Origin of the sequence: Streptomyces sp. NPDC005551, assembly GCF_042871785.1 — a bacterium.
Lineage (GTDB): Bacteria > Actinomycetota > Actinomycetes > Streptomycetales > Streptomycetaceae > Streptomyces.
The window spans coordinates 525,527-550,716 of sequence record NZ_JBIAJE010000003.1 but is presented as its reverse complement, the minus strand read 5'-3'; the positions used below and the strand labels follow the sequence as shown (position 1 = coordinate 550,716).

Below are 25,190 nucleotides of genomic sequence, written 5' to 3'. Positions count from 1 at the left end.
GGCGCGGCCTCAGTCCGCGGACGGTGACCAGCCCGACGCCTCGATCCGGGCGGCGTCCGCCGGCCGCGCCTCGTCGAAGACGGTCCGGCCGCCCGCGTCGACCCGCAGCGCGTCGACGTACAGCCCGCGGCCGACGTACGAGCGGTCGGTGGTGTACCGCCAGCGCAGCGTGAGCTGTCGTTCTGCGGGCAGGTCCGCGTCGAGCCGGTGCCAGACGCGGCCCGACCAGCCGGTGACCGAGCCGGCCGGGTGCTCTCGGGGGTCCTCGCCGCGCCGCACCGTCGTGAAGGGTACCGGCGTCCAGGTCGTGCCGCTGTCCGGGGAGGCCTCGAGGAAGAGGGCGTCGGATCCGGGTTCGGTGTCCCACCACACGGCGCAGCGCAGCCGCGGGTGCGCGGTCGTGGTGTCGAGCGCGGGCAGCGTCAGCGTCGCCGACGTCGCGTTCGCCATGCCGGAGAACCAGGACGTGCGGCCGCGGGCCGGGCGGACCGGCACGGCACGCGCCAGCCGGTCGGCGGCGGCCACCCGGGGAGCCGAGCCGGACCGCCAACTGCGCACCGGATGAACCGAGTTGCCCAGCAGGACGAGGAAGGAGTCCGTCGTCGGGTCGAGGACGAGCGAGGTGCCCGTGAAGCCGGTGTGTCCCGCGGTACGGGGTGTGGCCATCGCGCCCATGTACCAGTGCTGGTAGAGCTCGAAGCCGAGGCCGTGCTCGTCGCCGGGGAAGGCGGTGTTGAAGTCGGTGAACATCAGCTCCACCGACTCCGGCTCCAGGATGCGCGCGGTGCCGTACGCGCCGCCGTTGAGCAGCGTGCGGCCGAGTACCGCGAGGTCCCATGCGCACGAGAAGACCCCGGCGTGCCCGGCGACCCCGCCCAGGGAGTACGCGTTCTCGTCGTGCACCTCGCCCCAGACCAGGCCGCGGTCGAGGCCGGACCAGGGCGGGCGCGCGTCCTCGGTGGCGGCGATCCGCGGCTTCCAGGCGGCGGGCGGGTTGTAGCGGGTGCGGTGCATGCCGAGGGGGGCGGTGATCTCGTCGCGCAGGAGCGTGTCCAGCGTGCGGCCGGTGAGCCTCTCCAGGACGAGCTGGAGCGAGATCAGGTTGAGGTCGGAGTAGAGGTACTTGGTGCCCGGCGCGTTGAGCGGTGCCTCGTCCCAGATGAGCTGGAGCCTGCCCTCGCGGGTGGGCGCCTTGTAGAGCGGGATCCAGGCACGGAAACCGGACGTGTGGGTGAGCAGTTGACGGATCGTGATGTCCTGCTTGCCCCCGCCCGCGAAGTCCGGGAGGTACGAGGCGACCTCGGCCTCGAGTGCGAGTGTGCCGCGTTCGATCTGCTGCACGGCGAGGATCGAGGTGAACAGTTTCGAGACGGAGGCGAGGTCGAAGACGGTGTCCTCGGCCATCGGGATCTGCCGGTCGGCCGGGAACTCGACCCCGGTGTCCGTCTTCTCGTCGTACGCCGAGTAGCGCACCGCCTGACCGATCGGCCGGTGCAGGGCCACCGTGCCGCCGCGGCCGGCGAGGAGCACGGCCCCCGCGTACCAGGGGTGCTTGGGGGAGGGGCCGAGGAACGCCTCGGCGTCGGTGACGAGTTGGCGCAGATGCCCCGCGAGCAGGCCCGCCCGCTCGGCGGAGCCGTGGTGCAGGGTCGGCTGCCGCCCGCTCGCACCGGCCGCGGCGGGTCCGGCGGGAAAGGGGGCGATGGCCAGGGCGCCGCCCAGGGCCATCGCACGCCGGCCGAGTTGACGACGGGTCAGCCCGCCGTGCCCGTCGCCGTCTGCGTCTTCGGTCACCGAGAAGCCTCCTGCCGCGCCGCCTGAAAGAATCTTTCCGGTCTCGCCCCGCGCGGTGAAACTTTCCTGTCGGTCGTGGGGTGTGTCAACCCTGCCGGGGGGTGTCGGAGGTACGTCCGAAAAACTGACGGAGCATCAGAAGAGGCCTTCCCCTGTCCACGCGGCTGCGGCATCCTGCGGCCATGCAGACGGAGCTGAGCAACACACTGGGAGTCGAGCACGCCATCTTCGGCTTCACGCCGTTCCCCGCCGTCGCCGCCGCGATCAGCAGAGCGGGCGGCTTCGGTGTGCTCGGCGCGGTCCGCTACACCGCCCCCGACGACCTCGAACGAGACCTCGACTGGCTCGACGCCCATGTCGACGGGAAGCCCTACGGCCTCGACGTCGTCATGCCCGCCGAGAAGGTCGAGGGCGTCACCGAGGCCGAGGTCGAGGCGATGATCCCCGAGGGGCACCGGCAGTACGTCAACGACACCCTCACCAAGTACGGAGTGCCGGAACTCGCCCGGGGGGAGGCGTCCGGCTGGCGCATCACCGGGTGGATGGAGCAGGTGGCCCGCGACCAGCTCGACGTCGCCTTCCGCCACCCGATCAAACTGCTCGCCAACGCCCTCGGCTCACCGCCCGCCGACGTCGTCGAGCGCGCCCACGACCGGGGCGTACTCGTCGCCGCCCTCGCGGGCAGCGCCCGGCACGCGCGCAAGCACGCCGAGCGGGGCATCGACATCGTCGTCGCGCAGGGCTACGAGGCGGGCGGCCACACCGGCGAGATCGCCTCGATGGTGCTCACCCCCGAAGTCGTCGACGCCGTCGACCCGTTGCCCGTCCTCGCCGCGGGCGGCATCGGCAGCGGGCAGCAGGTGGCGGCCGCGTTCGCGCTCGGCGCCCAGGGAGCCTGGCTGGGCTCCCTCTGGCTGACCACCACGGAGGCCGACCTGCACTCCCGTGCGGTGACGCGCAAGCTGCTCGCCGCCGGGTCCGGTGACACCGTCCGCTCCCGCGCCCTGACCGGCAAGCCCGCACGGCAGTTGCGAACCGAGTGGACGGACGCCTGGGACGACCCGAACGGTCCTGGCACCCTCCCCATGCCCCTCCAGGGCCTGCTGGTCGCCGAGGCGCTCTCCCGGATCCAGAAGTACGAGGTGGAACCGCTCCTCGGCACCCCCGTCGGACAGATCGTCGGGCGGATGAACAGCGAACGCAGCGTCCAGGCCGTCTTCGACGACCTCACCCGCGGCTTCGAGCAGGCCGTCGACCGCGTCAACCGCATCGCGGGAAGGAGCACCGAGTCGTGAGCGAGACCATGGACCCGCCCCCCAACGGCTTCTGGGCCCAGGCGACCGCAGACCCGCGGCGCACCGTCCTCGTCGCCCCCGACGGCGAGGAGTGGACCGCCGGACGCCTGCACGCCCGCGTCAACCAACTGGTCCACGGACTGCGCGCCGCGGGACTTGAACGCGGCGACTCCTTCGCCGTCGTCCTGCCCAACGGCGCCGAGTTCCTCACCGCGTACCTGGCCGCATCCCAGGCCGGCTTCTACCTCGTCCCCGTCAACCACCACCTCGTCGGGCCGGAGATCGCCTGGATCGTCTCCGACTCCGGCGCCAAGGTGCTCATCGCGCACGAGCGGTTCGCCGACGCCGCGCGTCACGCCGCCGACGAGGCGGCGCTGCCCGCCACCCACCGGTACGCGGTCGGAGACATCCGCGGATTCCGGCCCTACGCCCAACTCCTCGCAGGGCAACCCGAGTCGGTCCCCGAGGGCCGCACCCTCGGCTGGGTCATGAACTACACCTCGGGCACCACGGGCCGCCCCCGCGGCATCCGCCGCCCCCTGCCCGGCAAGCTGCCCGAGGAGACCTACCTCGGCGGCTTCCTCGGCATCTTCGGCATCAAGCCGTTCGACGACAACGTGCACCTGGTCTGCTCGCCGCTCTACCACACGGCGGTGCTCCAGTTCGCGGGCGCCTCGCTGCACATCGGCCACCGCCTGGTGCTGATGGACAAGTGGACACCCGAGGACATGCTCCGCCTCATCGACGCCCGCGGGTGCACGCACACCCACATGGTCCCCACGCAGTTCCACCGGCTGCTGGCCCTGCCCGAGGACGTCCGGGCGCGCTACGACGTCTCGTCGATGCGGCACGCCATCCATGGCGCGGCCCCCTGCCCCGATCACGTGAAACGGGCCATGATCGAGTGGTGGGGCCACAGCGTGGAGGAGTACTACGCGGCCAGCGAGGGAGGGGGTGCGTTCGCCACTGCCGAGGACTGGCTCAAGAAGCCCGGCACGGTCGGCAGGGCGTGGCCCATCAGCGAACTGGCGGTCTTCGACGACGACGGCAACAGGCTGCCCCCGGGTGAACTCGGCACCGTATACATGAAGATGAGCACCGGCGGGTTCTCGTACCACAAGGACGAGACCAAGACGAGGGCCAACCGCATCGGCGACTTCTTCACCGTCGGCGACCTGGGATGTCTCGACGAGGACGGCTACCTCTTCCTCCGGGACCGCAAGATCGACATGATCATCTCGGGGGGCGTCAACATCTACCCCGCCGAGATCGAGTCCGAACTGCTCGCCCATCCCGCCGTCGCGGACGCCGCCGCATTCGGGATCCCGCACGACGACTGGGGCGAGGAGGTCAAGGCCGTGGTCGAGCCCGCCCCCGGCCACGAACCGACCGAGACCCTCGCCGCCGACATCCTGGCGCACTGCGCGCGCCGGCTCGCCGGATACAAGCGTCCCAAGAGCGTCGACTTCATCGCGACGATGCCGCGCGACCCCAACGGGAAGCTGTACAAGCGGCGGCTGCGCGACCCCTACTGGGAAGGGCGCACCCGGGCGGTGTGACCCGGGACGCGGCCGTGGTCCCGTCCCCCTGCGCACAGCCGTCCCAGGCCCGGGTACGGCTCAGTGCCGCGCCGTGCCCGGCGGCGGATTGAGCCCGAACCGCTCGACGATGTCCGGCAGCCATTCCGGACGGCCGAACTCCAGGCCGTAGCTCCCGGCGAGTTGGGCGAGGGCGTCGGGCTCGGGCGGCCCGGAGGACACCAGTTCGGCCAGTTCGCGGAAGAAGTGCTCGAAGCCGGCGGGGGTGATGATCTCGATCATGCGGGCAGGCACCTGTCCGGCGTTCCACATGGTGTGCAGCTCGCCGCGCGGCTTCGTGATGTACCCGCCGGGGCCGAGGACGGCCTCGCGGTCGCCGGAACGAAAACCGATCTCGCCCTCGGTCACGATGGAGTACTCGTCCTCCCGCGTGTGCAGATGGGCCGGCACGAGCGCGCCGACGGGAAACGGGTGTTCCACGACCGACAGCGCGCCGCCGGTGTCGGCACCCCACAGTTTGAAGACCACCCCGATCGGCCCGATGTCGACCTCGGTCCCCTCCCCGGGTCGTACGACGGTGAGCGGAGGTGCTTGAGGCTCGGCCATGGCGATCACCCCTCGGTGCGCACATCTCGCATGTCGAGTCACGCGGCCGTGTTTCCCACCAGTGTCGAACGCCGGGGGCGGGGCCGCAACAACTGAGCGCACACCACCGCTCGCCGGCAGCGCTCCCGGGACGGTTCCGGCCCGCAGACGGCGCCGGATGCTTGACCCCGGTCGCGCGGCCCGACGAGGATCACGGCAGGGCACCGCGGACGAAGGAGCAGGTCATGACGGCGGGACGAAGCGCCACGGTCGACGGGGTGCTGCGGCGCAGCGCCCGCCGCACTCCCGCACGGGTCGCGGTCCACTACCGCGACCGGTCCTGGACCTACGCGGAACTCGACGAGGCCGTCTCCCGCGCCGCGAGTGTCCTGCTCGACGCCGGCCTGGAGCGCGGCGACCGGGTCGGCGCCTACGGCCACAACTCCGACGCGTATCTGATCGGCTTCCTGGCCTGCGCCCGCTCCGGACTCGTGCACGTACCGGTCAACCAGAACCTGACCGGTGACGACCTGGCGTACATCGTCGGCCAGGCCGGCTGCAGCGTCGTGCTGGCCGACCGGGACCTCGCCAAGAACCTGCCCGCCGGCACCCAAATCCTGCCCCTGCGCGACACGGACGACTCGCTGCTCGCCCGGCTCGCCACGGCCGCCCCGTACGACGGTCCCGAGCCGCGCGGCGAGGACCTGACGCAGCTGCTGTACACCTCGGGCACGACCGCGCTGCCCAAGGGCGCGATGATGACCCACCGGGCGCTGGTGCACGAGTACCTGAGCGCGATCACCGCCCTCGACCTGCAGGCCGGGGACCGGCCAGTGCACTCGCTGCCCCTCTACCACTCGGCGCAGATGCATGTGTTCCTGCTGCCGTATCTCGCGGTCGGCGCCGAGAACGTCATCCTCGACGCGCCCGACCCCGGGCAGCTCCTCGACCTGGTCGAGGCGGGCCGCGCGGACAGCCTGTTCGCGCCGCCCACGGTGTGGATCGGCCTGTCGAACCGCCCCGATTTCGCCACCCGTGATCTGAGCGGTCTGCGCAAGGCCTACTACGGCGCGTCGATCATGCCGGTGCCCGTGCTGGAGCGCCTGCGGAAGCGGTTGCCGAAGCTGGCGTTCTACAACTGCTTCGGACAGAGCGAGATCGGGCCGCTCGCCATGGTCCTGGGTCCCGGCGAGCACGTGGGAAGGATGGACTCCTGCGGACGTCCTGTGCTCTTCGTCGAGGCACGCGTCGTCGACGAGTCGGGCAAGGACGCGCCCGACGGTGAACCGGGCGAAGTCGTCTACCGCTCCCCGCAGTTGTGCGAGGGCTACTGGGACAAGCCGGAGGAGACGGCGGACGCCTTCCGGGACGGCTGGTTCCACTCGGGGGACCTCGCGGTGCGGGACGCCGCCGGGTACTTCACCGTCGTCGACCGGGTGAAGGACGTCATCAACTCCGGGGGCGTCCTGATCGCCTCGCGTCAGGTCGAGGACGCGCTGTACACGCACGAGCGGGTCGCGGAGGTGGCGGTGATCGGCCTGCCGGACGAGCGGTGGATCGAGGCCGTCACCGCGGTCGTCGTCCCGCGCGGGGAGGTCGCCGAGGACGAACTGCTCGCCCACGTCCGGGAGCGGCTCGCCCACTTCAAGGCGCCCAAGCGTGTCCTGTTCGTGGACGAGCTGCCGCGCAACGCCAGCGGCAAGATCCTCAAGCGGGAACTGCGCGACCGGTTCTCCGGCGCCTGACCTCAACTCCCGCTCTGGATGCTGCCCTTGCGCTCGTCGTCGGTCACCGGCCGGCCCGTGAACGCGTCAAGCAGGGTCACTCCCGCAGCCCGCGGCGGCACCGGCCGTGACGGTGCACAGGGCGAGCACGAGCAACAGATCGACGGTGCGCCGGGCGTTCTCACGCATGGATCCCCCAGGGGTGACGGTGCGAGCGGAGGCTGACCGGTGAAGGGCGACATCGGGAGCCTCCTCCGTGACGCACCGGTGCCCGCCGACGTTCGGACCCCGCCTCCCGCGGTCGCGTACGTTGCGGCCTCGTGACCGGCGTGAGCGGCGGCACCGGGTCACGCAGCCGACGCCCTCCTGGCGGGCACCCCCTACCTGGGACGCAGGTCGACGATCCGCTTGATCTTCCCCACCGACCGCTCCAGCGACTCCGGTTCGACGATCTCCACGGCCACCGTCACCCCGATGCCGTTCTTCACGGCGGCCGCGATCGCCCCTGCCGCCGCCTCGCGGGTCTCGGGGGAGGCGCCGGACCGGGCCTCGGCCCGCACGGTGAGGGCGTCGAGGCGGCCCTCCCGGGTCAGGCGCAGCTGGAAGTGCGGTGCGACGCCCGGCGTGCGGAGCACGATCTCCTCGATCTGCGTGGGGAAGAGGTTGACGCCGCGCAGGATGACCATGTCGTCGCTGCGGCCGGTGATCTTCTCCATCCGGCGGAACACCCGCGCCGTACCGGGCAGCAGACGCGTCAAGTCCCTTGTCCGGTAACGGATCACGGGCATCGCCTCCTTGGTGAGCGAGGTGAACACCAGCTCGCCCTCCGCGCCGTCCGGCAGCACCTCGCCCGTGACGGGGTCGACGATCTCGGGATAGAAGTGGTCCTCCCAGACGTGCAGGCCGTCCTTGGTCTCCACGCACTCCTGCGCGACCCCGGGACCGATCACCTCCGACAGGCCGTAGATGTCGACCGCGTCGATGGCGAACCGCTCCTCGATCTCGCGCCGCATCTCCTCGGTCCACGGCTCGGCGCCGAAGACGCCCACCCGGAGCGAGGTGCCCCGCGGATCCACTCCCTGCCGTTCGAACTCGTCCAGAAGTGTCAGCATGTACGAGGGGGTCACCATGATGATCCGCGGCTTCAGGTCCTGGATCAGCTGAACCTGACGTGCCGTCATCCCGCCGGACGCGGGGATCACCGTACAGCCGAGCCGCTCGGCGCCGTAGTGCGCGCCGAGGCCACCGGTGAACAGGCCGTACCCGTACGCCACATGCACGACGTCACCGGGACGGGCGCCCGCGGCCCGCAGCGAACGCGCCACCATGTCGGACCACATGGACAGGTCGTTCTCCGTGTACCCGACGACCGTGGGCCGTCCGGTCGTACCGCTCGACGCGTGGAGGCGCCGGACGCGGTCCTGCGGCACGGCGAACATCCCGTACGGGTAGTTCTCGCGCAGGTCCGCCTTCGTGGTGAACGGGAACCCGGCCAGATCGGCGAGGGAGCGGCAGTCGTCGGGACGCAGACCCGCCCGGTCGAAGGACGCACGGTAGAAGGGCACGTTCTCGTACGCGTGCCGCAGCGAGGCCCGCAGCCGCTCCGTCTGCAGGGCCCGCAGCTCCTCCGTGCCGAGCCGCTCACCCGTGTCCAGGTGGTTCGTGTCCGTGCGGACCCTGGAGTCCGTGGAATCCGCCATGGGACTTCTCCCTCGACAACCGCATCATTCCGGGCGACCGATCATTCGGTCGACCTGTTCCGGATCAGTAATCCAGGGGCCCGGGCGGGTCGTCAAGGTGTCTGCGGTGCCTGTCCCCGCGGACTCGCGCGGGCACGCGCGGGGACAGGCGGCCGGGTCAGGGGGCCGAGGCCGCGCCGGCCGCGTCGGGATGCGGCCCGTACGCCGTCATGAACCGGTCGCGGAACTTGTCCATGCCCCACCGCGGTGCGTCCTCGGCGGGCTTCAGCCCCTCCGTCCAGTTCCAGCCGCTTATCTTCTCCAGCACCTTCGGATCGTGCGCGACGACGGTGACGGGCACGTCCTTGCCCGCACCGCTGCCGGTCACCGTCGGGTTGGGCTGGTGGTCGCCGAGGAAGACGAGCACCGTGTTCTCGTCGCCGTACCGCTCCACGTACTCGATGAGGCTGTGCAGCGAGTACTCGATGGCCTTCCGGTACTCGGTGCGCACGTCGTCCGGGTTCTTCCAGACCTCCTTCGGGTCCTTGCCCTCCATCTTGATCTGCTCGAAGAGTGAACCGTCGCCGAGGTCGTCCCAGTCGACCATGCGGGCGACGGGCGCCCAGGGGTTGTGGCTGGAGGCCAGGATGATCTCCGCCATCATCGGCTCGCGGTCCTTCCGGCCGTGCTCCAGCCGCTCGAAGGCCTCCAGGGTGAACTGGTCCGGGACGGGCGTCCAGCTGAAGTACGGGCCTTCGTAGCCGAGGTGTTCGGAGTCGTAGATGTGGTCGAGACCGAAGAACTTGCCCTCCGGCCAGGCGCGGCGGACACCCGGCACGATGCCCACCGTGCGCCAGGCGCCGGTCTTCTGGAAATAGCGGGTCAGGGTCGCACGGTCGCTGGAGGTGAGGCTCCGGTAGCGCTGCTGGTTCTTGATCCACAGGCCGGACAGGAACGTGGAGTGGGCCAGCCAGCTGCCCGCGCCGGCGATCGGCGACTTCAGCCAGCCGCTGCGCGACGAGAACCCGGCCGCCTTCAGTGAGCTGCTGCCGTCCTTCAGCACGGCGTCGACCTGCTCGGCCATCGCCGGGTCCTCGATCGCCGACCGCCCGTAACTCTCGATGAACGTGAACAGGACGTCCTTGCCGCGCAGCCCGGTCAGCAGCTGGTCGGGCGGGGTGTCGGCGAACGCGTCGACGCTCGCCTGCCGGGCGAACACCCGGCCGTCCCTGATACCGGCGCGGACCTGGTGCGCGCGGTTCTCGAGCAGGTTGGCGTCGAGCTTGGCGGCGACCGGCACGTCCGTGACCTGCACGCCGAGCGTCACGCAGGTGATCCAGGCGGTGCCGAGGACGAGGGTGGTCCGGACGGCGGCCTGCCGGTGCCCGGCCAGCAGACTGCTCAGCCGCACGACCGCGAGTGCCACCAGGACGAGCAGGGCCACGACGAGGGCGACGACCGCGATCACGGCGAGCAGCGCGCCGGTCCGCCCGACCGACTCCTTCAGGAACTGTGCGGCGTCGTCGAACAGGATCCAGTCGAGAACCAGGTCGAAGGGCCGGTCGAGCACCGAGTAGAAGCCCATGTCGACGAACTTGAGGACGGTCAGCAGGCCGAGGCCCACGCCCGCGATCACGGCGACGATCCGCCTCGCCCGCGGCGGCAGCACCAGCAGCAGCCCGGCGAGGAGGATTCCCTCGGCCGGGATCCGGAGGAAGGCGCCGGCCGTGAGGCGGTCGAGGTGGTTCGGTACGAGGAGGGCGAAGAGCACGAGCGCGACGGACAGGACCGTGGTGGCCACGGTCACGGCGCGCGCGGCCCGCGGGTGGGCGAGCCGCCAGCCCCACCAGCCGGCACGGACGCGGGCGGCGGGGGGTCCCGGAGCATCACCGTCCGAGGCAGGGCCGCCCCCTTCAACCGCGGTGAGTTCCCCGGCGTCGGGGGCGGTGTCGCCCGGGGCGGGCTCGGAGGTCCGGTCGGCCGCCCTGTCCTGCGGCGGGTGTCCGGCGTCGGGGGCGTCGTTGCCGGTGCCGCGGGCGGCGGAGGGGGCGGCCGTGTCGCTCGTGGCGGGGTCCTCGGTGTCGGGGTCCCCGGTGTCGGGGTCCCCGGCGTCGGGGTCCCCGCCGTCGGGGGTGGTGTCGTCCGGGGCCGCCTCCGCGCGGTCGGGCGTGGGGGGAATTCCGCCGACCGGGGGGTCCTCGGCGTCGTCGCCCGCGGAGGGATCCCGCCCGTCGAACGCGCCCGCCCCTTCCGGGGGTTCCGCCTCCGCCCGTGCACCGCCGTCGGTGCCCTCAGCGGGCTTTTCGGGCGTGCCGGCACCCGCGGCCGTCGGCTCGGGGACGACTGTGCCGGCGTCCGGCCCGGCGGCGGCGCCGTCCGTCGCCCTCGGCCCGGCGGCAGCCGCATCCGGGCCGGGGTCCGGCTGCTGCGGCGAGCGCGTGATGTGCGACACGCGATGGTCCTTCCGTACGAAGCCCGTGATGACGCGGCGGAACCGCCCCGTGGGCAGGGACCGCCACCCTTCGTACGGTCGCCCTTCACCCGCAGTTCAACCATGCACGGTCAACCGCGCGCAAAGATTACGCAGGTTCCCCGTCGGCTGCTTCGCGCGACGTGTCTAGCGGTCCGCCCGCACCGCGACGCCGCGGGCCCACCGGTAGTCGGCCTTGCCGCTCGGCGACCGCTGGATGGTCTCCGCGATCACCAATTGCCGCGGCACCTTGTACCCCGCGAGCCGGGAGCGGCAGTGCGTCTGGATGTCCTCGAGGGACGGCGGCTCCGCGCCCCGGCGCAACTGGACCACGGCGGCCACGTGATTCCCCCACGTCGCGTCGGGCACCCCGGCGACCAGCGCGTCGTAGACGTCCGGGTGGGACTTGAGGGCCTGCTCGACCTCCTCCGGGTAGACCTTCTCGCCGCCGGTGTTGATGCACTGGGAGCCCCGGCCGAGGACGGTGACCACGCCCTCCTCGTCGACGGTCGCCATGTCACCGAGGAGCACCCACCGCTCGCCACCCTTCCGGAAGAAGGTCTCGGCGGTCTTCTCCGGGTCGTTGTAGTAGCCGAGCGGCACGTGGCCGCGCTGCGCGACGCGTCCGGGTTCACCGGCGGCTACCGGTTCGTGCGTGGCCGGATCCACCACCTGCGTACGCGAGTTGACGCGCACACGAAAGCCCTTCTCCGGGCCGGAGTCTGGTGTCGCCGTGCCGTTGAACCCGGACTCCGACGACCCGAAGTTGTTCAGCAGCAGCACGGTCGGGACGAGCGCCTGGAACTGCTCGCGGACCGTCTCCGACATGATCGCGCCGGACGAGGATACGCTGAACAGGGAGGAGCAGTCGGTGCCCTTCATGGGTCCGCCGAGCGCGTCGATCAGCGGACGCAGCATCGCGTCGCCGACCAGCGACACGCTGGTGACCCGTTCCTTCTCGATGGTGCGCAGGACCTCCTCGGGCACGAACTTGCGGTGGATCACGACCCGTTGGCCGAAGTTGAACCCGATGAACGCGGTGAGGGTGGACGTGCCGTGCATCAGCGGGGGAGTGGGGAAGAACGTGATGCCCTCGCCGCCCGCCGCGACCCGCTCGGCGAGTTCCTCCGGTGCCGAGACCGGTTCTCCCGTCGGGGCGCCGCCGCCGAGACCGGAGAAGAACAGGTCCTCCTGCCGCCACATCACCCCCTTGGGCATGCCGGTCGTGCCGCCCGTGTAGATGATGAACTGGTCGTCCGCCGAACGCGGCGGGAATCCGCGCTCCGGGAAGCCTGCGGCCTCCGCATCCGTGAAGTCCACCCCCGGGGGCGGGGCGGCGCCGGGTGCCGTCCCGCCCACCCGGACGAGATGCCGCAGCGCCGGCGTGCGGGGCAGTGCCGCGGCCACCCGGTCGGTGAACTCCGCGTCGTAGACCAGGGCCGCGAGATCCGCGTCCCGGTAGAGGTATGCCAGCTCGTCCTCCACGTAACGGTAGTTGACGTTGACCGGCACGATCCGTGCCTTGAGGCACGCCAGTACGGTCTGGACGTACTCGACCCCGTTGTAGAGGTGGAGTCCGAGGTGTTCTCCCGGGCGGACGCCGCTGTCCATGAGGTGGTGGGCGACGCGGTTCGCGGCGGCGTCCAGCTCCGCGTAGGTCAGACGGCGCTCGGCGCCTGTGCCGGGGTGGTCGATGTACACGAGCGCCTCGCGGCCCGGGACCACGTCGACGACCGACTCGAACAGGTCGGCAAGGTTGTACTCCACCGCTCCTCCTGACCCCGGGCGCGACCGGTATCCGTCGGCTCGACGGTCATCAGAGCAAAGGGGGAACCAACTGGGAAGGGCCGGAACGGAAGAAATCTGACTGACTGTCAGAAAACCCTTGTACTGGCCCGGCGCCTCCTGCAACCTGTTCTCGTTCCCGAGACGGGAGGACGGCAATGGGCGGGACGGAACACCTCACCGTGCGGCGCGAGGGCGCCACGATGGTGCTCACGCTCAACAGACCCGAGGCCAAGAACGCGCTCTCGCTGCCGATGCTGGTCGGCCTGTACGACGGCTGGCTGGAGGCCGACGAGGACGACGCGGTCCGCTCGATCGTCCTCACCGGGGCGGGCGGCGCGTTCTGTGCCGGAATGGACCTCAAGGCACTGGCGGGCAAGGGGATGGACGGGCAGCAGTACCGGGACCGGCTCACGGCTGACCCGGACCTGCACTGGAAGGCGATGCTGCGCCACCACCGCCCCCGCAAACCGGTGATCGCCGCCGTCGAGGGGCACTGCGTCGCGGGCGGCACGGAGATCCTCCAGGGAACCGACATCCGGGTGGCCGGCGAGTCGGCGACGTTCGGGCTGTTCGAGGTCAGGCGCGGCCTGTTCCCGATCGGCGGGTCCACCGTCCGTCTGCCGCGCCAGATCCCGCGCACCCACGCCCTGGAGATGCTGCTCACGGGACGCCCGTACACGGCCCCGGAGGCCGCCGGCATCGGCCTGATCGGCCATGTCGTCCCCGACGGGACCGCGCTCGCGCGGGCCCTGGAGATCGCCGAGCGGATCAACGCCTGCGGTCCGCTGGCCGTCGAGGCCGTGAAGGCGTCCGTGTACGAGTGCGGCGACCTGAGCGAGACCGACGGTCTCGCGGCCGAACTCACCCGCGGCCGTCTGGTCTTCGACACCGCCGACGCCAAGGAGGGCTCCCGGGCCTTCGCCGAGAAGCGCCCGCCCGTCTACCGGCGCGCCTGACCCCCGGCAGGGGAACGCGGCGCGCCCGACCCCCGGAAGGAGCCCTGCGGATGCCCGAAGTCCTCAAAGCCCCCCTGGTCCTCGAATTCCCCTTCACCCGCTCGCTCGGTCCCGTCCAGAGCGCGTTCCTCACCGGCCTGCGCGAGCGTGTCGTGCTCGGTGTGCGGACGGCGGACGGCCGGACCCTCGTCCCGCCCGTCGAGTACGACCCCGTGACGGCCGAGGAGATACGCGACCTCGTGGAGGTCGCCCCCACCGGCACCGTCACCACCTGGGCCTGGAACCACGCGCCACGCCGCGGCCAGCCCCTGGACACCCCGTTCGCCTGGGTGCTGGTCCGGCTCGACGGCGCGGACACCGCCCTCCTGCACGCGCTCGACGCCCCGGGCCCCGACGCCGTGCACACCGGCATGCGCGTCCGCGTCCGCTGGGCCGGGGAACGCTCCGGCGCCATCACGGACATCGCCTGCTTCGAACCGCACGACGGGACGGACGCCGCCGACGGCACCGGCGAACCGTCCGAACTCCGCGCCCACGAGGGCCGCTTCGACGACATGGTGACCGGCATCGTCGCCCCCGCCCGCCTCGACTACGTCTACTCGCCCGGCCGCGCCCAGTCCGCCTACATCAACGCCCTCTCCGGCCGGCGGACGGTCGGCGAGCGCTGCCCCTCCTGCCGCAAGGTGTACGTCCCGCCCAGGGGCGCGTGCCCCACCTGCGGAATCGCGACGTCGGAACAGGTCGAGACGGGCCCCCGCGGCACGCTCACCACGTACTGCGTCGTCAACATCAAGGCGAAGAACCTCGACATCGAAGTCCCGTACGTCTACGGGCACATCGCCCTCGACGGCGCCGACCTCGCGCTGCACGGGCGCATCGGCGGCATCCCCTACGACCAGGTGCGCATGGGGCTGCGGGTCGAACCGGTGTGGACGGAGGGCGGCCGCTACCCCGACCACTACCGGCCCACCGGCGAGCCCGACGCGGACTACGAGGCGTACAAGGAGCTGCTGTGATGCGGGAGATCGCCGTCGTCGCCTTCGGGCAGACCGTCCACCGGCGCACCAACGAGGAGCTCTCCGAGGTCGAGATGCTCATCCCGGTCCTCCACGACGTCCTCGACCGCACCGGACTGAGGACCGGCGACATCGACTTCACCTGTTCCGGCTCCTCGGACTACCTCGCGGGCCGCGCCTTCTCCTTCACCATGGCGCTCGACGGGGTGGGCGCCTGGCCGCCGATCTCCGAGTCGCACGTGGAGATGGACGCCGCGTGGGCGCTGTACGAGGCATGGACCAAGCTGCTGACCGGCGACGCCGACACCGCGCTCGTGTACGGGTTCGGGAAGTCGTCACCCGGCTCCGTACGCGACGTCCTGACCCGGCAGCTCGACCCGTACTACGTGGCACCCCTGTGGCCGGACTCGGTCGCCCTCGCCGCGCTCCAGGCGCGGGCGCTCATCGACGCGGGGGAGACCGACGAAGCCGCGCTCGCCGGTGTCGCGTCCCGCAACCGCGCGTCGGCGAGCGCCAACCCCCACGCGCAGCTCAGGGGTTCCGTGCCGCACGGCGACCACGTCGTACGCCCGCTGCGGACCGGTGACTGCCCGCCTGTCGGTGACGGAGCCGCGGCCGTGATCCTCGCCGCCGGGGAGCGGGCCCGCGAGCTCTGCGAGCGGCCCGCGTGGATCCGCGGCATCGACCACCGCATCGAGGCCCACGCACTCGGGGTGCGCGACCTCACCGACTCGCCGTCTGCGCGGCTCGCCGCGGAGCGGGCCGGAGCCTTCGACCGGCCCGTCGACACCGCCGAGTTGCACGCGCCGTTCACCTCCCAGGAGGTGGTCCTGCGCAAGGCGCTGCGGCTCGGCGAGGACGTCACGGTGAACCCGTCCGGGGGCGCACTCGCCGCCAATCCCGTCATGGCGGCCGGGCTCATCCGCATCGGCGAGGCCGCCGCCCGCGTCCACCGCGGGGAGTCCGACCGGGCGCTCGCCCACGCCACGTCCGGGCCCTGCCTCCAGCAGAACCTGGTCGCCGTCCTCGAAGGGGATCCCCGATGAGCAAGGAGCCCGTGGCCGTCGTAGGCATCGGCCAGACCAAGCACGTGGCCGCCCGGCGGGACGTGTCCCAGGCCGGCCTGGTCCGGGAGGCCGCGCGCCGGGCGCTCGACGACGCCGAGCTGACCTGGGCCGACATCGACGCCGTCGTGATCGGCAAGGCGCCCGACTTCTTCGAGGGCGTGATGATGCCCGAGCTGTACCTCGCCGACGCGCTCGGCGCCGTCGGCAAGCCGATGCTGCGGGTGCACACGGCGGGCTCCGTGGGCGGATCCACAGCGCTCGTCGCCACGAACCTGGTCGCCGGCCGGGTCCACGGCACCGTCCTGACCCTGGCCTACGAGAAGCAGTCCGAGTCGAACGCCATGTGGGGCCTGTCGCTGCCGATCCCCTTCCAGCAGCCGCTGCTGGCGGGGGCGGGCGGCTTCTTCGCCCCGCACATCCGCGCCTACATGCGGCGCACCGGCGCCCCCGACACCGTCGGCTCGCTCGTCGCCTACAAGGACCGCCGCAACGCGCTGAAGAACCCGTACGCGCACCTGCACGAGCACGACATCACCCTGGAGAAGGTCCAGGCCTCGCCCATGCTGTGGGACCCGGTCCGCTACTCGGAGACCTGCCCGTCCTCCGACGGGGCGTGCGCGATGGTCCTCACCGACCGGACCGGCGCGGCCCGTTCGCCCCGGCCGCCGGCCTGGCTGCACGGCGGTGCGATGCGCAGCGAACCGACGCTCTTCGCCGGCAAGGACTTCGTGTCCCCGCAGGCGGGAAAGGACTGCGCCGCCGACGTCTACCGGCAGGCGGGCATCGCCGACCCGCGCCGGGAGATCGACGCCGTCGAGATGTACGTCCCCTTCTCCTGGTACGAGCCGATGTGGCTGGAGAACCTCGGGTTCGCCGCCGAGGGGGAGGGCTGGAAGCTCACCGAGTCCGGCGTGACGGAACTGGACGGCGACCTGCCCGTCAACATGTCGGGCGGGGTGCTCTCCACCAATCCGATCGGCGCCTCCGGGATGATCCGCTTCGCGGAGGCGGCACTCCAGGTGCGCGGGCAGGCGGGAGAGCACCAGGTGGAGGGGGCCCGCCGGGTGCTGGGGCACGCCTACGGAGGCGGATCCCAGTTCTTCTCGATGTGGCTGGTCGGGTCCGCGCCGCCGCACTCCTGACGCCGTCCCTCCGACGTGGCCTGTCCGCCGCCGGAACCGCTCGCTAGGCTGGCGCCGGACGACGAACCGGGAGGAGCACGGACGTGGCCGAAAGCACCATCGAGCAGCACCCGCTCGCGGGCTGGGACAAGCCGGAGCTGGATCTCAGCAAGGCGGAATGGCAGTCCAGCAGCCGAGGACGGGGAGACGTCCAGATCGCCTTCGTCGAAGGCTTCATCGCGATGCGCAACAGCGGCCGCCCGCAGAGCCCTTCACTGATCTTCACGCCCGCGGAGTGGGGCGCCTTCGTCTCCGGAGCCCGTGAAGGGGAGTTCGACCTCACCTGAGCACGGGCCGCCCGCGGGGCCGACGAGCCGCCCCCTCCCCCGCCAGGGAGGGGGCCCCGGCCCGCGGAGGCGCTCCCGAGCACACCCGAGACGGCCGCGGGTCACGCGACGCGGCGGCCGCACGCGGTGACAGGCGGGGCGGCACAGGAAGCCGCCGATCCGGAGGAGCCCTCCGGGACGCCCGGTGCCGGCGCCCGCAGGGCCCGGCACCCGCCCGGGCACGTACCATGGCGGCATGTCCTTCCTCCGCCGCCGCAGCGCCACACCCGCCGGGCCCGACTTCGATGTTCTGGCCATGGACCCGGGCGACTGGCCGGGCAATCTCGGCGCGGGCCTGCTTCCCGCCCCCGACGGCAGCTGCCAGGGCGTCTTCCTGCGCTACGACCTGTTCGGCGGGCGCGGCCCCGCGATGATCATCGGCAATCTGCCGGAGGGCTCGCCGGCCCGTGACATCGCCGAGGACGAGGTCCCCTTCGAGGTCGCCCAGCTCCTCCTCGCACTGGAGAACGAGGAGGAGGTCACGGTCGTCGGGACCGAGGACATGCCGGTGATGCAGGGGGACAACCTGCTGATCGTGCGCCGCCTCAAGCTCTCCGAGAGCCGCATCTCCTGCGTCCAGTTCGACCGCAGCGACAAGGTCCTGGTGACCATCGCCGCCTGGGACCGGCCCATCACCGACGATCTGTACGCGCTGCTGAAGCCGCTCCCCGCGGAACTCTTCCAGCAGGGCTGAACCGCGCGGGGCGGTCTCCCGCCATCGGCATCCGCGAGTGGGGGCGGGGCCGCGCCCCCCCCCCCCCCCCCCCCCCCCCGGGCCGCCCCCCCCCCGGGCCCCCCCCCCCCCCCCCCCCCCCGCCCCCCCGCCCCCCCCCCCCGCCCCCCCCCACCCCCCCCCCCCCCCCCCCCCGCCCCCCCCCCGGGGGGGCCCCCGGGGGGGGGGCCCCCCCCCCCCCCCCCCCCGCGGGGGGGGGCCGGCCCCCCCCCCCCCCCCCCCCCCCCCCCACTCGCGTACGGCGCAGCTACGAGGCCGAGCCCACCACCTCCACGTCCGCCGCCCGGACGAACGCCACCCGGTGGCCGAACTGGATCTCGTAGTACATGTCCTTGCCGATCACGACCCGGTGCGGGGCCGTGTCGAAGGTCGGCGCGTAGAAGTACTCCCCGGCCACCCGGCCGCCGACCGCGTAGCGCTGGCCCGCGAGGAGCTTGTACGGCAGCGGGGAGACGGCCTGGACGGGCACGCCCGCCGGATAGGCCTCCTTCTCCGGGTACGCGCGCCCGTAGACGGGAACCTCCGTGAGCCCGGCCCTGGGCGTGGCCACCCGGCCCGAGGCGGGAACCGCCGTGGGCTGCTTCCTCGGGTTCTTGAACCAGGCCTTCTGCCCCAGGTACCAGATCGCCGTCCAGTCACCGTCACGGCCGGCCACCGCGTACCGCTGGCCGGTGGAGACCCGTGAGCCGATGTCGTTCACGTCGGTCGTCGAGTCGCCCCCACCGGGACGCAGACCGATGTCCTTGATCAGCGGCGAGGTCTCGTCCGGCAGGCTGTGCAGGCGTACCTCGCTGGAGCCGTGGGCCGCGCAGGGCTCGCCCTTCGTGACGCAGCCCGTGTACACCGGCTGGTTCCTGTCGTACTTCGGCAGCACGGTCACCAGCCCGGCGTCGGCCTTGGCCGTGCGGTGGAAGGGCCGGCCCATCAGCGCGAAGTAGTGCTGCCAGTCCCAGTAGGGGCCGGGGTCCGTGTGCATGCCGGGGACGGTCGACGCCGTGGGACCTGGCACGTTGTCGTGCCCGAGGATGTGCTGGCGGTCCAGCGGGACGTCGTACTTCCTGGCGAGATACGTCACCAGCCGCGCCGACGCGCGGTACATCGCCTCCGTGTACCAGGCGTCCGGCGAGGCGAGGAACCCCTCGTGCTCCAGGCCGATCGACTTGGCGTTCACGTACCAGTTGCCCGCGTGCCAGGCGACGTCCTTGGCCTTCACGTGCTGGGCGACGTGACCGTCGGTCGAGCGCAGCGTGTAGTTCCAGGACACGTAGGTGGGGTCCTGGACCATGGTGAGGACGCCGTCCCAGGCGCCCTCCGTGTCGTGGACGACGATGTACTCGATGCGCTGGGACGCCGGCCGGTCCCCCAGATCGTGATTGCCGTAGTCGCCGTCGCCGAACTCCTCGTACGGCGCCGGGATCCACTCGCAGGACACCGTCGGCGGGCATTCCGTGCCGTCCGCGGAGACGGTGCGCAGGCCGACGGCCCGCAACTGTGCGGTGTCGGGCCGCAGCGCCGGGTCGGCGGCCAGCGTCACGCTCTCCCCGGTGTCGGTGGTGCGCCGCGCGCCCTCGTGGATGACGTCATACACGTCGTCGGCGTAGGCCGCGGCCGTCGCGGTGTCGTCCGCGGCCGAGAAGCGGGCCACCGCGCCGTACCAGTCGGCCGGGTCCGCGCTCAGCGGCTCACCCAGCTGCCGCTGGGCGGCGGCGAGCAGCGCGGCGCCGCCCGCCACGTTGGCGGCCGCGTCCGTACGGAGCCGCTCGGCCGGCAGGCCGGTCAGCTCGGACGCCTTGGCCAGCGTCCTGAGGCGGGCGGGCAGTTCGGTGCTCGCGGGCACCCTCGTGTCGGGCAGCAGCGGCGCGCGCGAACTGTCGCCGCGCGCGTCCTCCGTGCCCTCGGAGTGGTGCCGCCGCGCGGTCTCGGCGAGCGCGGTAGGGGCATCCGTGAGGTGCATCGGGCCGTAGCCGCCCGAGACGCTCGGTGCTCCCCCGTGCGTGTCCCAGCGGGACTGGAGGTAGGAGACGCCGAGCAGCACGCTCTGCGGCACCCGGTACTCGGCCGCCGCGGCGGCGAACGCGCTCCGCAGGCTCCCGGAGGACGCCGGTGCCGGGGTGCCGGACGGGGCGGCGCCGATCAGGGGCAGCAGCAGGGCGGCCGAGGCGACCGCGACCGCCGTCCTGCGCGCGCGGCCTGATACGCCAGGGGCGTTGGGATCGGTGGCGGTTCCTCGCAAAGCGGCCTCCTGGGACGGTCGGGCGCGGTGGGTGGGGCGGGCCCGACGTGCGTCAGTGGTACCCGCTCCTCGACGATCCGTCAATCATGCCCAGCCGGACGGAATTTCCCATGTCAGCGGCGGTCGAATGGGGTTTCGTGGCGGCGGCGGGGCGGCCTGCGGGGCGTCAGTGGAATGGACCAATAAAGCGCGCACACGGCCCCGGACATGACGAAGGCCCGCGGTGCGCCGATTTCCCGGGCGCACCGCGGACCGCCGTCCCCGTCAGCGAGTGCCGACCGCCGCTCGAACGGCCCTGCGGGCCATCTGGCAGTCGTCGTGCAGCCGCCTCAGCAGCAGCCGCTGTTCCTCGCCGGACGGCGCAGCACCCGAATGGGCCGGTCCCGGTGCCGCCGGGGTCGTGTCGTGCATCGAACGCTGCACGGCCGTCTCGTAGGTGCGGATCTCTCGGGTCAGCACCAGCATCAGGTTGACCAGGAAGGCGTCGCGCGCCGCGGGCCCCGCCGACTGGGCGAGCTGGCTGATCTGCCGCCGGGCCATGGGAGCGTCACCGAGGACCGCCCACAGCGTCGCCAGGTCGTACCCCGGCAGATACCAGCCCGCGTGCTCCCAGTCCACCACCACCGGACCGGCTGGCGAGAGCAGGATGTTAGACAGGAGAGCGTCGCCGTGGCAGAACTGGCCCATGCCGTGGCGTCCCGTGGAGTGCGCGATGCCGTGCAGGAGCTTCTGCAGGTCCCCCATGTCCCGGTCGGTGAGCAGACCCAGCTCATGGAAACGCGAGATCCGCTCCGCGTAGTCCAGCGGGGCATGGAAGGTGCCCGCCGGCGGCCGCCACGCGTTCAGCCGGCAGATCGCGCTCAGCGCCGCCCGGATGTCCGCGCGGGGCGGGGTCTCGAGCGGGTGCCGCTGGAGCGCGGCGACCCGTCCGGGCATCCGCTCCACGACCAGCGTGCAGTTGTCCGGGTCCGCTGCGATCAGCCGTGGCACCCGGACCGGCGGCCGGTGCCGGACGAACGAGCGGTAGGCAGCTATTTCGTGCTGGAACCGCTCCGTCCAGATCGGGGAGTGGTCCAGTAAGCACTTGGCGACGGCGGTGCTGCGACCGGTCGTACCGACCAGGAGCACGGAACGCCCGCTGCGGCGCAGCACCTGCACCGGCGCGAACTCCGGACAGATCCGGTGCACCGACGCGATCGCCGTGCGCAGCTGCGCGCCCTGGGGGCCGGACAGGTCGAGTCGTCCGCTGAGCGGTTGGGGGCCGAGCCCCGGTGCGCGCCGCGTCCGGCCGGCGCCGAGCACGGGAGCCGCCGCCTGACGCGCCGGATCGAGGTAGGGGCCGCTGCCCGCCGGGCGGGAGTGAAGCGACCGGGGCGGAGCGGACACGGAGGACGATGCTGTGTACATGGGCGAAACAGATCCCTTCGTGTGCCTGCGAATTGCCGCGCTGCCCGCCCGGCGGCCCTGGTGCACCCTGGGGAGTGCCCCAGCGGCAACCGGGTCGGGGTGGCGCGTTCCTACCTGACACCCGGGGGTCACTGGCACACCATCTGGCGCACCCTGGCGAACCCTGGCGAATAGTCGCTCAGCAACTGACAGGCGGTTACTGTCGATTTCAGCCGAGAACCTGGGGGCTTGACGTGAACGGACAACCCAACACCCGCCTGTCGGACCTGTTCGGCCTGGCCGGCTGGTCCAAGGGCGAACTCGCGAGGCTGGTCAACCGGCAGGCGGCGGCCATGGGCCACCCCCAACTGGCGACCGACACCTCACGGGTGCGGCGTTGGATCGACATGGGAGAGATCCCGCGCGATCCGGTACCGCGGGTGCTGGCGGCGCTGTTCACCGAGCGACTCGGCCGTGTCGTGACCATCGAGGACCTTGGCCTGGTCCGGCACGGGCGCGCAGGGAAACGGCAGGGCGACGGGAGCGTGGAAGGTCCCGACGGAGTGCCCTGGGCGCCCGACCGAACGGCCGCGGTCCTCACCGAATTCACGGGAATGGACCTCATGCTCAACCGACGCGGCTTGGTGGGCGCGGGTGCCGCGCTCGCCGCGGGATCCGCACTCAGCAGTGCCATGCATGACTGGCTGCACACCGATCCGGCCCTCTCCGCCGACGCACCGGAACTCGATCACCCCCTGCACGCCGACCCCGCCGGGTACGACCGCTACGAGGCCGCCCCCATCGGGTCCCAGGAGATCGAGGAACTGGAGCGCTCGGTCGAGGTGTTCCGGGCCTGGGACGCGGCCCGCGGCGGCGGGCTGCAACGCAAGGCCGTGGTGGGCCAGCTCAACGAGGTGGGAGGCATGCTCTCCTACCGGCACCCCGACCATCTGCAGCGGCGCCTGTGGGGCGTCGCCGCCAACCTCGCCGTCCTCGCGGGCTGGATGTCGCACGACGTCGGCCTGGAGCCCACGGCGCAGAAGTACTTCATCATCGCCGCCCACGCGGCCCGCGAGGGCGGCGACCGGCCCCGGGCCGGCGAGGCGCTCTCCCGGGCGGCCCGCCAGATGGTGCACCTGGGCCGCCCCGACGACGCACTCGACCTCATGAAGCTCGCCAAGTCCGGGTCGGGCGACGAGGTGCTGCCGCGCACTCAGGCCATGCTCTACACCATCGAGGCCTGGGCGCAGGCATCCATGGGCAAGGGCCAGGCCATGCGGCGCACCCTGGGCGAGGCGGAGGACCTCTTCGTCTCCGACCGCGGGGACGTGCCGCCCCCGAGCTGGATGCAGATGTTCGACGAGGCGGACATGCACGGGATGCAGGCTCTCGCCTACCGCACCCTCGCGGAGCACGAGCCCGCCGCCGCCGCCACCGCGCAGCGGCACGCGAAGGGGGCGCTCGAACTGCGCGGGACGGGCCGCGAGCGCTCGAAGATCTTCGACCACATCTCCCTGGCGTCCGCCTGCTTCATCGCGGACGACCCGGAGCAGGCCGACCGCTACGCTCGGCTGGCTCTGACGTCGATGGGGGCCAACTCCTCCCAGCGCACCTGGGACCGACTGCGCGAGATGTACCGGCTCACCGGGCAGTACTCCAGCTACCCGAAGATCCACGACCTGCGTGAGGAGATCAAACTGTCCATGCCCAAGGGCACGTTGAAGCCGCGGGGAGGCAACAGCTCCCGGGCGTGACCTGCCGGGGTCAGGACACCACTCTGGCGACGAGCACGCAGGCGTCGTCCTCGCGTTCGGCCTCGCCGCACTCCTCGACGACCGCCCGGAGGCAGTCCTGGGCCGTGCGGGCTCCGCACAGGCGCGGGGCAAGGTCGAGCAGTCTTCGCACGGCGGCCGTTCCGCTGTGCCCCGGTACCAGTCCGTCGGTGTGCAGGAGCAGCAGGTCGCCCTCTTCGAGGGTCTCCTCGGCCTGCCCGTAGACGGCGCCCGGGGTCGCACCGAGCAGCACGCCGTCGGCTGCCGGGAGGACGCACCCCGTTCCGTTGCGGAACAGCAGCGGGGCGGGGTGCCCTGCCTGCGCCCACGTCAGGGTGCGGGTCTCGGGCCGGTAGCGGCAGCAGACCGCGCTGCCGAGTGCGGGCTGGACGGTGACATCGAGTAACCGGTTCAGCCAGGAGAGGAGTTGCCCGGGCCGGATGCCGGCCATCGCCATGCCGCGCAGGGCGCCGAGCAGGGTCGCCGTGCCCGAGACCGCGGCCACTCCGTGTCCCGTGAGGTCGCCGACGCTCAACAGGCTCTCGCCGTTGGGCAGTTCCAGCGCGTCGTACCAGTCGCCGCCGATCAGGGTCCCCGTGGCGGACGGCAGATGCCGTGCGGCGAGGTCGAGCGTCTCGGGTCCCTGGTTCGGCAGCCGCAGGCAGCCGCGCCAGGGCGGCAGCACGGCCTCCCGCAGCTCGGCCGCGAGCCGGCGCTCGGTCCGGGCGAAGTGCCGCTGGCGCTCCAGCGAGTCCCGGGTGTCGCTCACCGTGCGCTGGCTTCTGCGCAGCTCGCTGACGTCCCGCAGCACGGCCCACATCGAGGCCGTGCTCCCGTCGGTGTGGAGCACGGGCTCGCCCATCATGTGCACGGTCCGCACAGCACCGTCGGGGCGCCGGATGCGGAACTCCCCGTCGATGGGTTTCGCGTCGATGAGGCAGTCGGTCACCATCGACGTCAGCATCGACCGGTCCTCGTCGTGCACGAGGGCCGGGAGTTCGTCTAGCGTGAGCGGGGGAGCCTCGGGGTCGCGGCCGAGGATCCGGTACAGCTCTCCGGACCAGCTCGCCTCGTCCGTCAGCAGATTCCATTCGGCGCTGCCCACGCGGCTGAGCAGGGAACCGCGCCGCGGCGGGATGGTCACGGCCGGGGTGGTCTGCGGCTCGGCCGGGACGGGGGGCGGCCCGTCGCGCAGCTGCGCCAAGTGCTCGTCGAGATCGTTCAGTTGGTGCATCGCCAGGTCGCACAGGGCGCGCTGCCAGCGGCCCTGGGGATCGGTGCCGTCGACGGGTGCGTCACGCCGGACGGCGTCCATCTCCCCGCGCAGCCGCCGCGTCTGCGAGATGAGCGCGTCGACCGTGCCGCTCGAGGGCGGCTGGGCGGCGGGGCTGTCCGCAGAGAGATGGGGGGGCATGACGCACTCCGATGGGGGGACGGTACGACCAAGGGCGACGGCAGGACCATCACGACTGTCGCACAGCGCGCGACGCCCTGTAAGGGATTTGGCCACACGCGGTGCGGTCGTGCAGCAGGCATATGCCGCCGTCCTCACGGCCGCTGCCCGTGCACCTGGTGCCGTACCTCTCTCTGGACCCAAGTCGTAGGCAGCCTACGCGACTTGACGGTCGCGTGAGGTGGCGAACGCCT

18 protein-coding genes are annotated in these 25,190 nt (G+C 72.2%); 10 read left to right on the top strand and 8 right to left on the bottom strand.

Going from position 1 to position 25,190, the window contains the following annotated elements:
* Positions 1-9: 9 nt before the first annotated feature.
* A complete protein-coding gene (locus tag ACFYP4_RS10745; RefSeq protein WP_388785058.1) occupies positions 10-1,728 on the bottom strand; it encodes a serine hydrolase in 1,719 nt (572 codons plus the stop codon).
* 248 nt (positions 1,729-1,976) lie between these two features.
* On the opposite strand from ACFYP4_RS10745, the gene ACFYP4_RS10740 reads away from it, so the two are divergent.
* Together ACFYP4_RS10740 and ACFYP4_RS10735 are read left to right on the top strand one after the other, a co-directional pair.
* Positions 1,977-3,089, top strand: coding sequence for a nitronate monooxygenase (locus ACFYP4_RS10740; protein ID WP_358855094.1), 1,113 nt, complete (start codon positions 1,977-1,979; stop codon positions 3,087-3,089).
* Positions 3,090-3,097: 8 nt separating this feature from the next.
* Entirely contained in the window at positions 3,098-4,648 is a 1,551-nt protein-coding gene (locus ACFYP4_RS10735; RefSeq protein WP_388785056.1) for an acyl-CoA synthetase, read from the top strand.
* A gap of 60 nt (positions 4,649-4,708) precedes the next feature.
* Here the strand turns inward: ACFYP4_RS10735 and ACFYP4_RS10730 are convergent, their stop codons facing one another.
* Positions 4,709-5,233 carry a cupin domain-containing protein gene (locus tag ACFYP4_RS10730; RefSeq protein ID WP_358855093.1) on the bottom strand — a complete coding sequence of 175 codons (525 nt, stop codon included), beginning with the start codon at positions 5,231-5,233 and terminating at the stop codon, positions 4,709-4,711.
* A 224-nt stretch (positions 5,234-5,457) separates the two neighbouring features.
* On the opposite strand from ACFYP4_RS10730, the gene ACFYP4_RS10725 reads away from it, so the two are divergent.
* Positions 5,458-6,957: an acyl-CoA synthetase gene (locus ACFYP4_RS10725; protein WP_388784656.1), complete on the top strand. Its 1,500-nt coding sequence runs from the start codon at positions 5,458-5,460 to the stop codon at positions 6,955-6,957.
* Positions 6,958-7,316: 359 nt separating this feature from the next.
* Here the strand turns inward: ACFYP4_RS10725 and paaK are convergent, their stop codons facing one another.
* The 3 genes from paaK to ACFYP4_RS10710 form a co-directional block, all read right to left on the bottom strand.
* The gene (gene paaK, locus ACFYP4_RS10720; protein WP_388784653.1) at positions 7,317-8,636 is read right to left on the bottom strand and encodes a phenylacetate--CoA ligase PaaK; all 1,320 of its coding nucleotides are present in this window, start codon (positions 8,634-8,636) and stop codon (positions 7,317-7,319) included.
* Positions 8,637-8,793: 157 nt separating this feature from the next.
* The gene (locus ACFYP4_RS10715) at positions 8,794-11,067 is read right to left on the bottom strand and encodes a sulfatase (protein ID WP_388784650.1); all 2,274 of its coding nucleotides are present in this window, start codon (positions 11,065-11,067) and stop codon (positions 8,794-8,796) included.
* Positions 11,068-11,232: 165 nt separating this feature from the next.
* Positions 11,233-12,852, bottom strand: coding sequence for an acyl-CoA synthetase (locus ACFYP4_RS10710; RefSeq protein WP_388784647.1), 1,620 nt, complete (start codon positions 12,850-12,852; stop codon positions 11,233-11,235).
* A 176-nt stretch (positions 12,853-13,028) separates the two neighbouring features.
* On the opposite strand from ACFYP4_RS10710, the gene ACFYP4_RS10705 reads away from it, so the two are divergent.
* From ACFYP4_RS10705 to ACFYP4_RS10680, 6 genes are all read left to right on the top strand, one after another.
* A complete protein-coding gene (locus tag ACFYP4_RS10705; protein ID WP_388784644.1) occupies positions 13,029-13,829 on the top strand; it encodes a crotonase/enoyl-CoA hydratase family protein in 801 nt (266 codons plus the stop codon).
* A 50-nt stretch (positions 13,830-13,879) separates the two neighbouring features.
* Positions 13,880-14,845, top strand: a complete 966-nt coding sequence (locus ACFYP4_RS10700) for an OB-fold domain-containing protein (protein ID WP_358855088.1) — start codon at positions 13,880-13,882, stop codon at positions 14,843-14,845.
* A complete protein-coding gene (locus ACFYP4_RS10695) occupies positions 14,845-15,891 on the top strand; it encodes a thiolase domain-containing protein (protein WP_388784640.1) in 1,047 nt (348 codons plus the stop codon). Before ACFYP4_RS10700 ends, ACFYP4_RS10695 begins: the two co-directional genes overlap by 1 nt.
* Positions 15,888-17,054, top strand: a complete 1,167-nt coding sequence (locus ACFYP4_RS10690; RefSeq protein ID WP_358855086.1) for a thiolase domain-containing protein — start codon at positions 15,888-15,890, stop codon at positions 17,052-17,054. Before ACFYP4_RS10695 ends, ACFYP4_RS10690 begins: the two co-directional genes overlap by 4 nt.
* Positions 17,055-17,137: 83 nt before the next feature.
* Positions 17,138-17,380 carry a DUF397 domain-containing protein gene (locus ACFYP4_RS10685; RefSeq protein WP_081222806.1) on the top strand — a complete coding sequence of 81 codons (243 nt, stop codon included), beginning with the start codon at positions 17,138-17,140 and terminating at the stop codon, positions 17,378-17,380.
* Between the two features lie 235 nt (positions 17,381-17,615).
* Positions 17,616-18,113 (top strand): hypothetical protein, encoded by a 498-nt coding sequence (locus tag ACFYP4_RS10680; protein ID WP_358855085.1) that lies wholly within the window; start codon positions 17,616-17,618, stop codon positions 18,111-18,113.
* 286 nt (positions 18,114-18,399) lie between these two features.
* Here ACFYP4_RS10680 and ACFYP4_RS10675 read toward each other — a convergent pair whose 3' ends face one another.
* Both ACFYP4_RS10675 and ACFYP4_RS10670 read right to left on the bottom strand, forming a co-directional pair.
* Positions 18,400-20,385 carry an N-acetylmuramoyl-L-alanine amidase gene (locus tag ACFYP4_RS10675; protein WP_388784636.1) on the bottom strand — a complete coding sequence of 662 codons (1,986 nt, stop codon included), beginning with the start codon at positions 20,383-20,385 and terminating at the stop codon, positions 18,400-18,402.
* 264 nt (positions 20,386-20,649) lie between these two features.
* Entirely contained in the window at positions 20,650-21,792 is a 1,143-nt protein-coding gene (locus ACFYP4_RS10670) for an aminoglycoside phosphotransferase family protein (RefSeq protein WP_388784633.1), read from the bottom strand.
* A 233-nt stretch (positions 21,793-22,025) separates the two neighbouring features.
* Here ACFYP4_RS10670 and ACFYP4_RS10665 point away from each other — a divergent pair, with 233 nt between their 5' ends.
* On the top strand, positions 22,026-23,525 hold the full coding sequence (locus tag ACFYP4_RS10665) for a hypothetical protein (protein WP_388784630.1): 1,500 nt from the start codon (positions 22,026-22,028) through the stop codon (positions 23,523-23,525).
* A 10-nt stretch (positions 23,526-23,535) separates the two neighbouring features.
* Here ACFYP4_RS10665 and ACFYP4_RS10660 read toward each other — a convergent pair whose 3' ends face one another.
* A complete protein-coding gene (locus ACFYP4_RS10660; protein ID WP_388784627.1) occupies positions 23,536-24,957 on the bottom strand; it encodes a PP2C family protein-serine/threonine phosphatase in 1,422 nt (473 codons plus the stop codon).
* Positions 24,958-25,190: the final 233 nt, after the last annotated feature.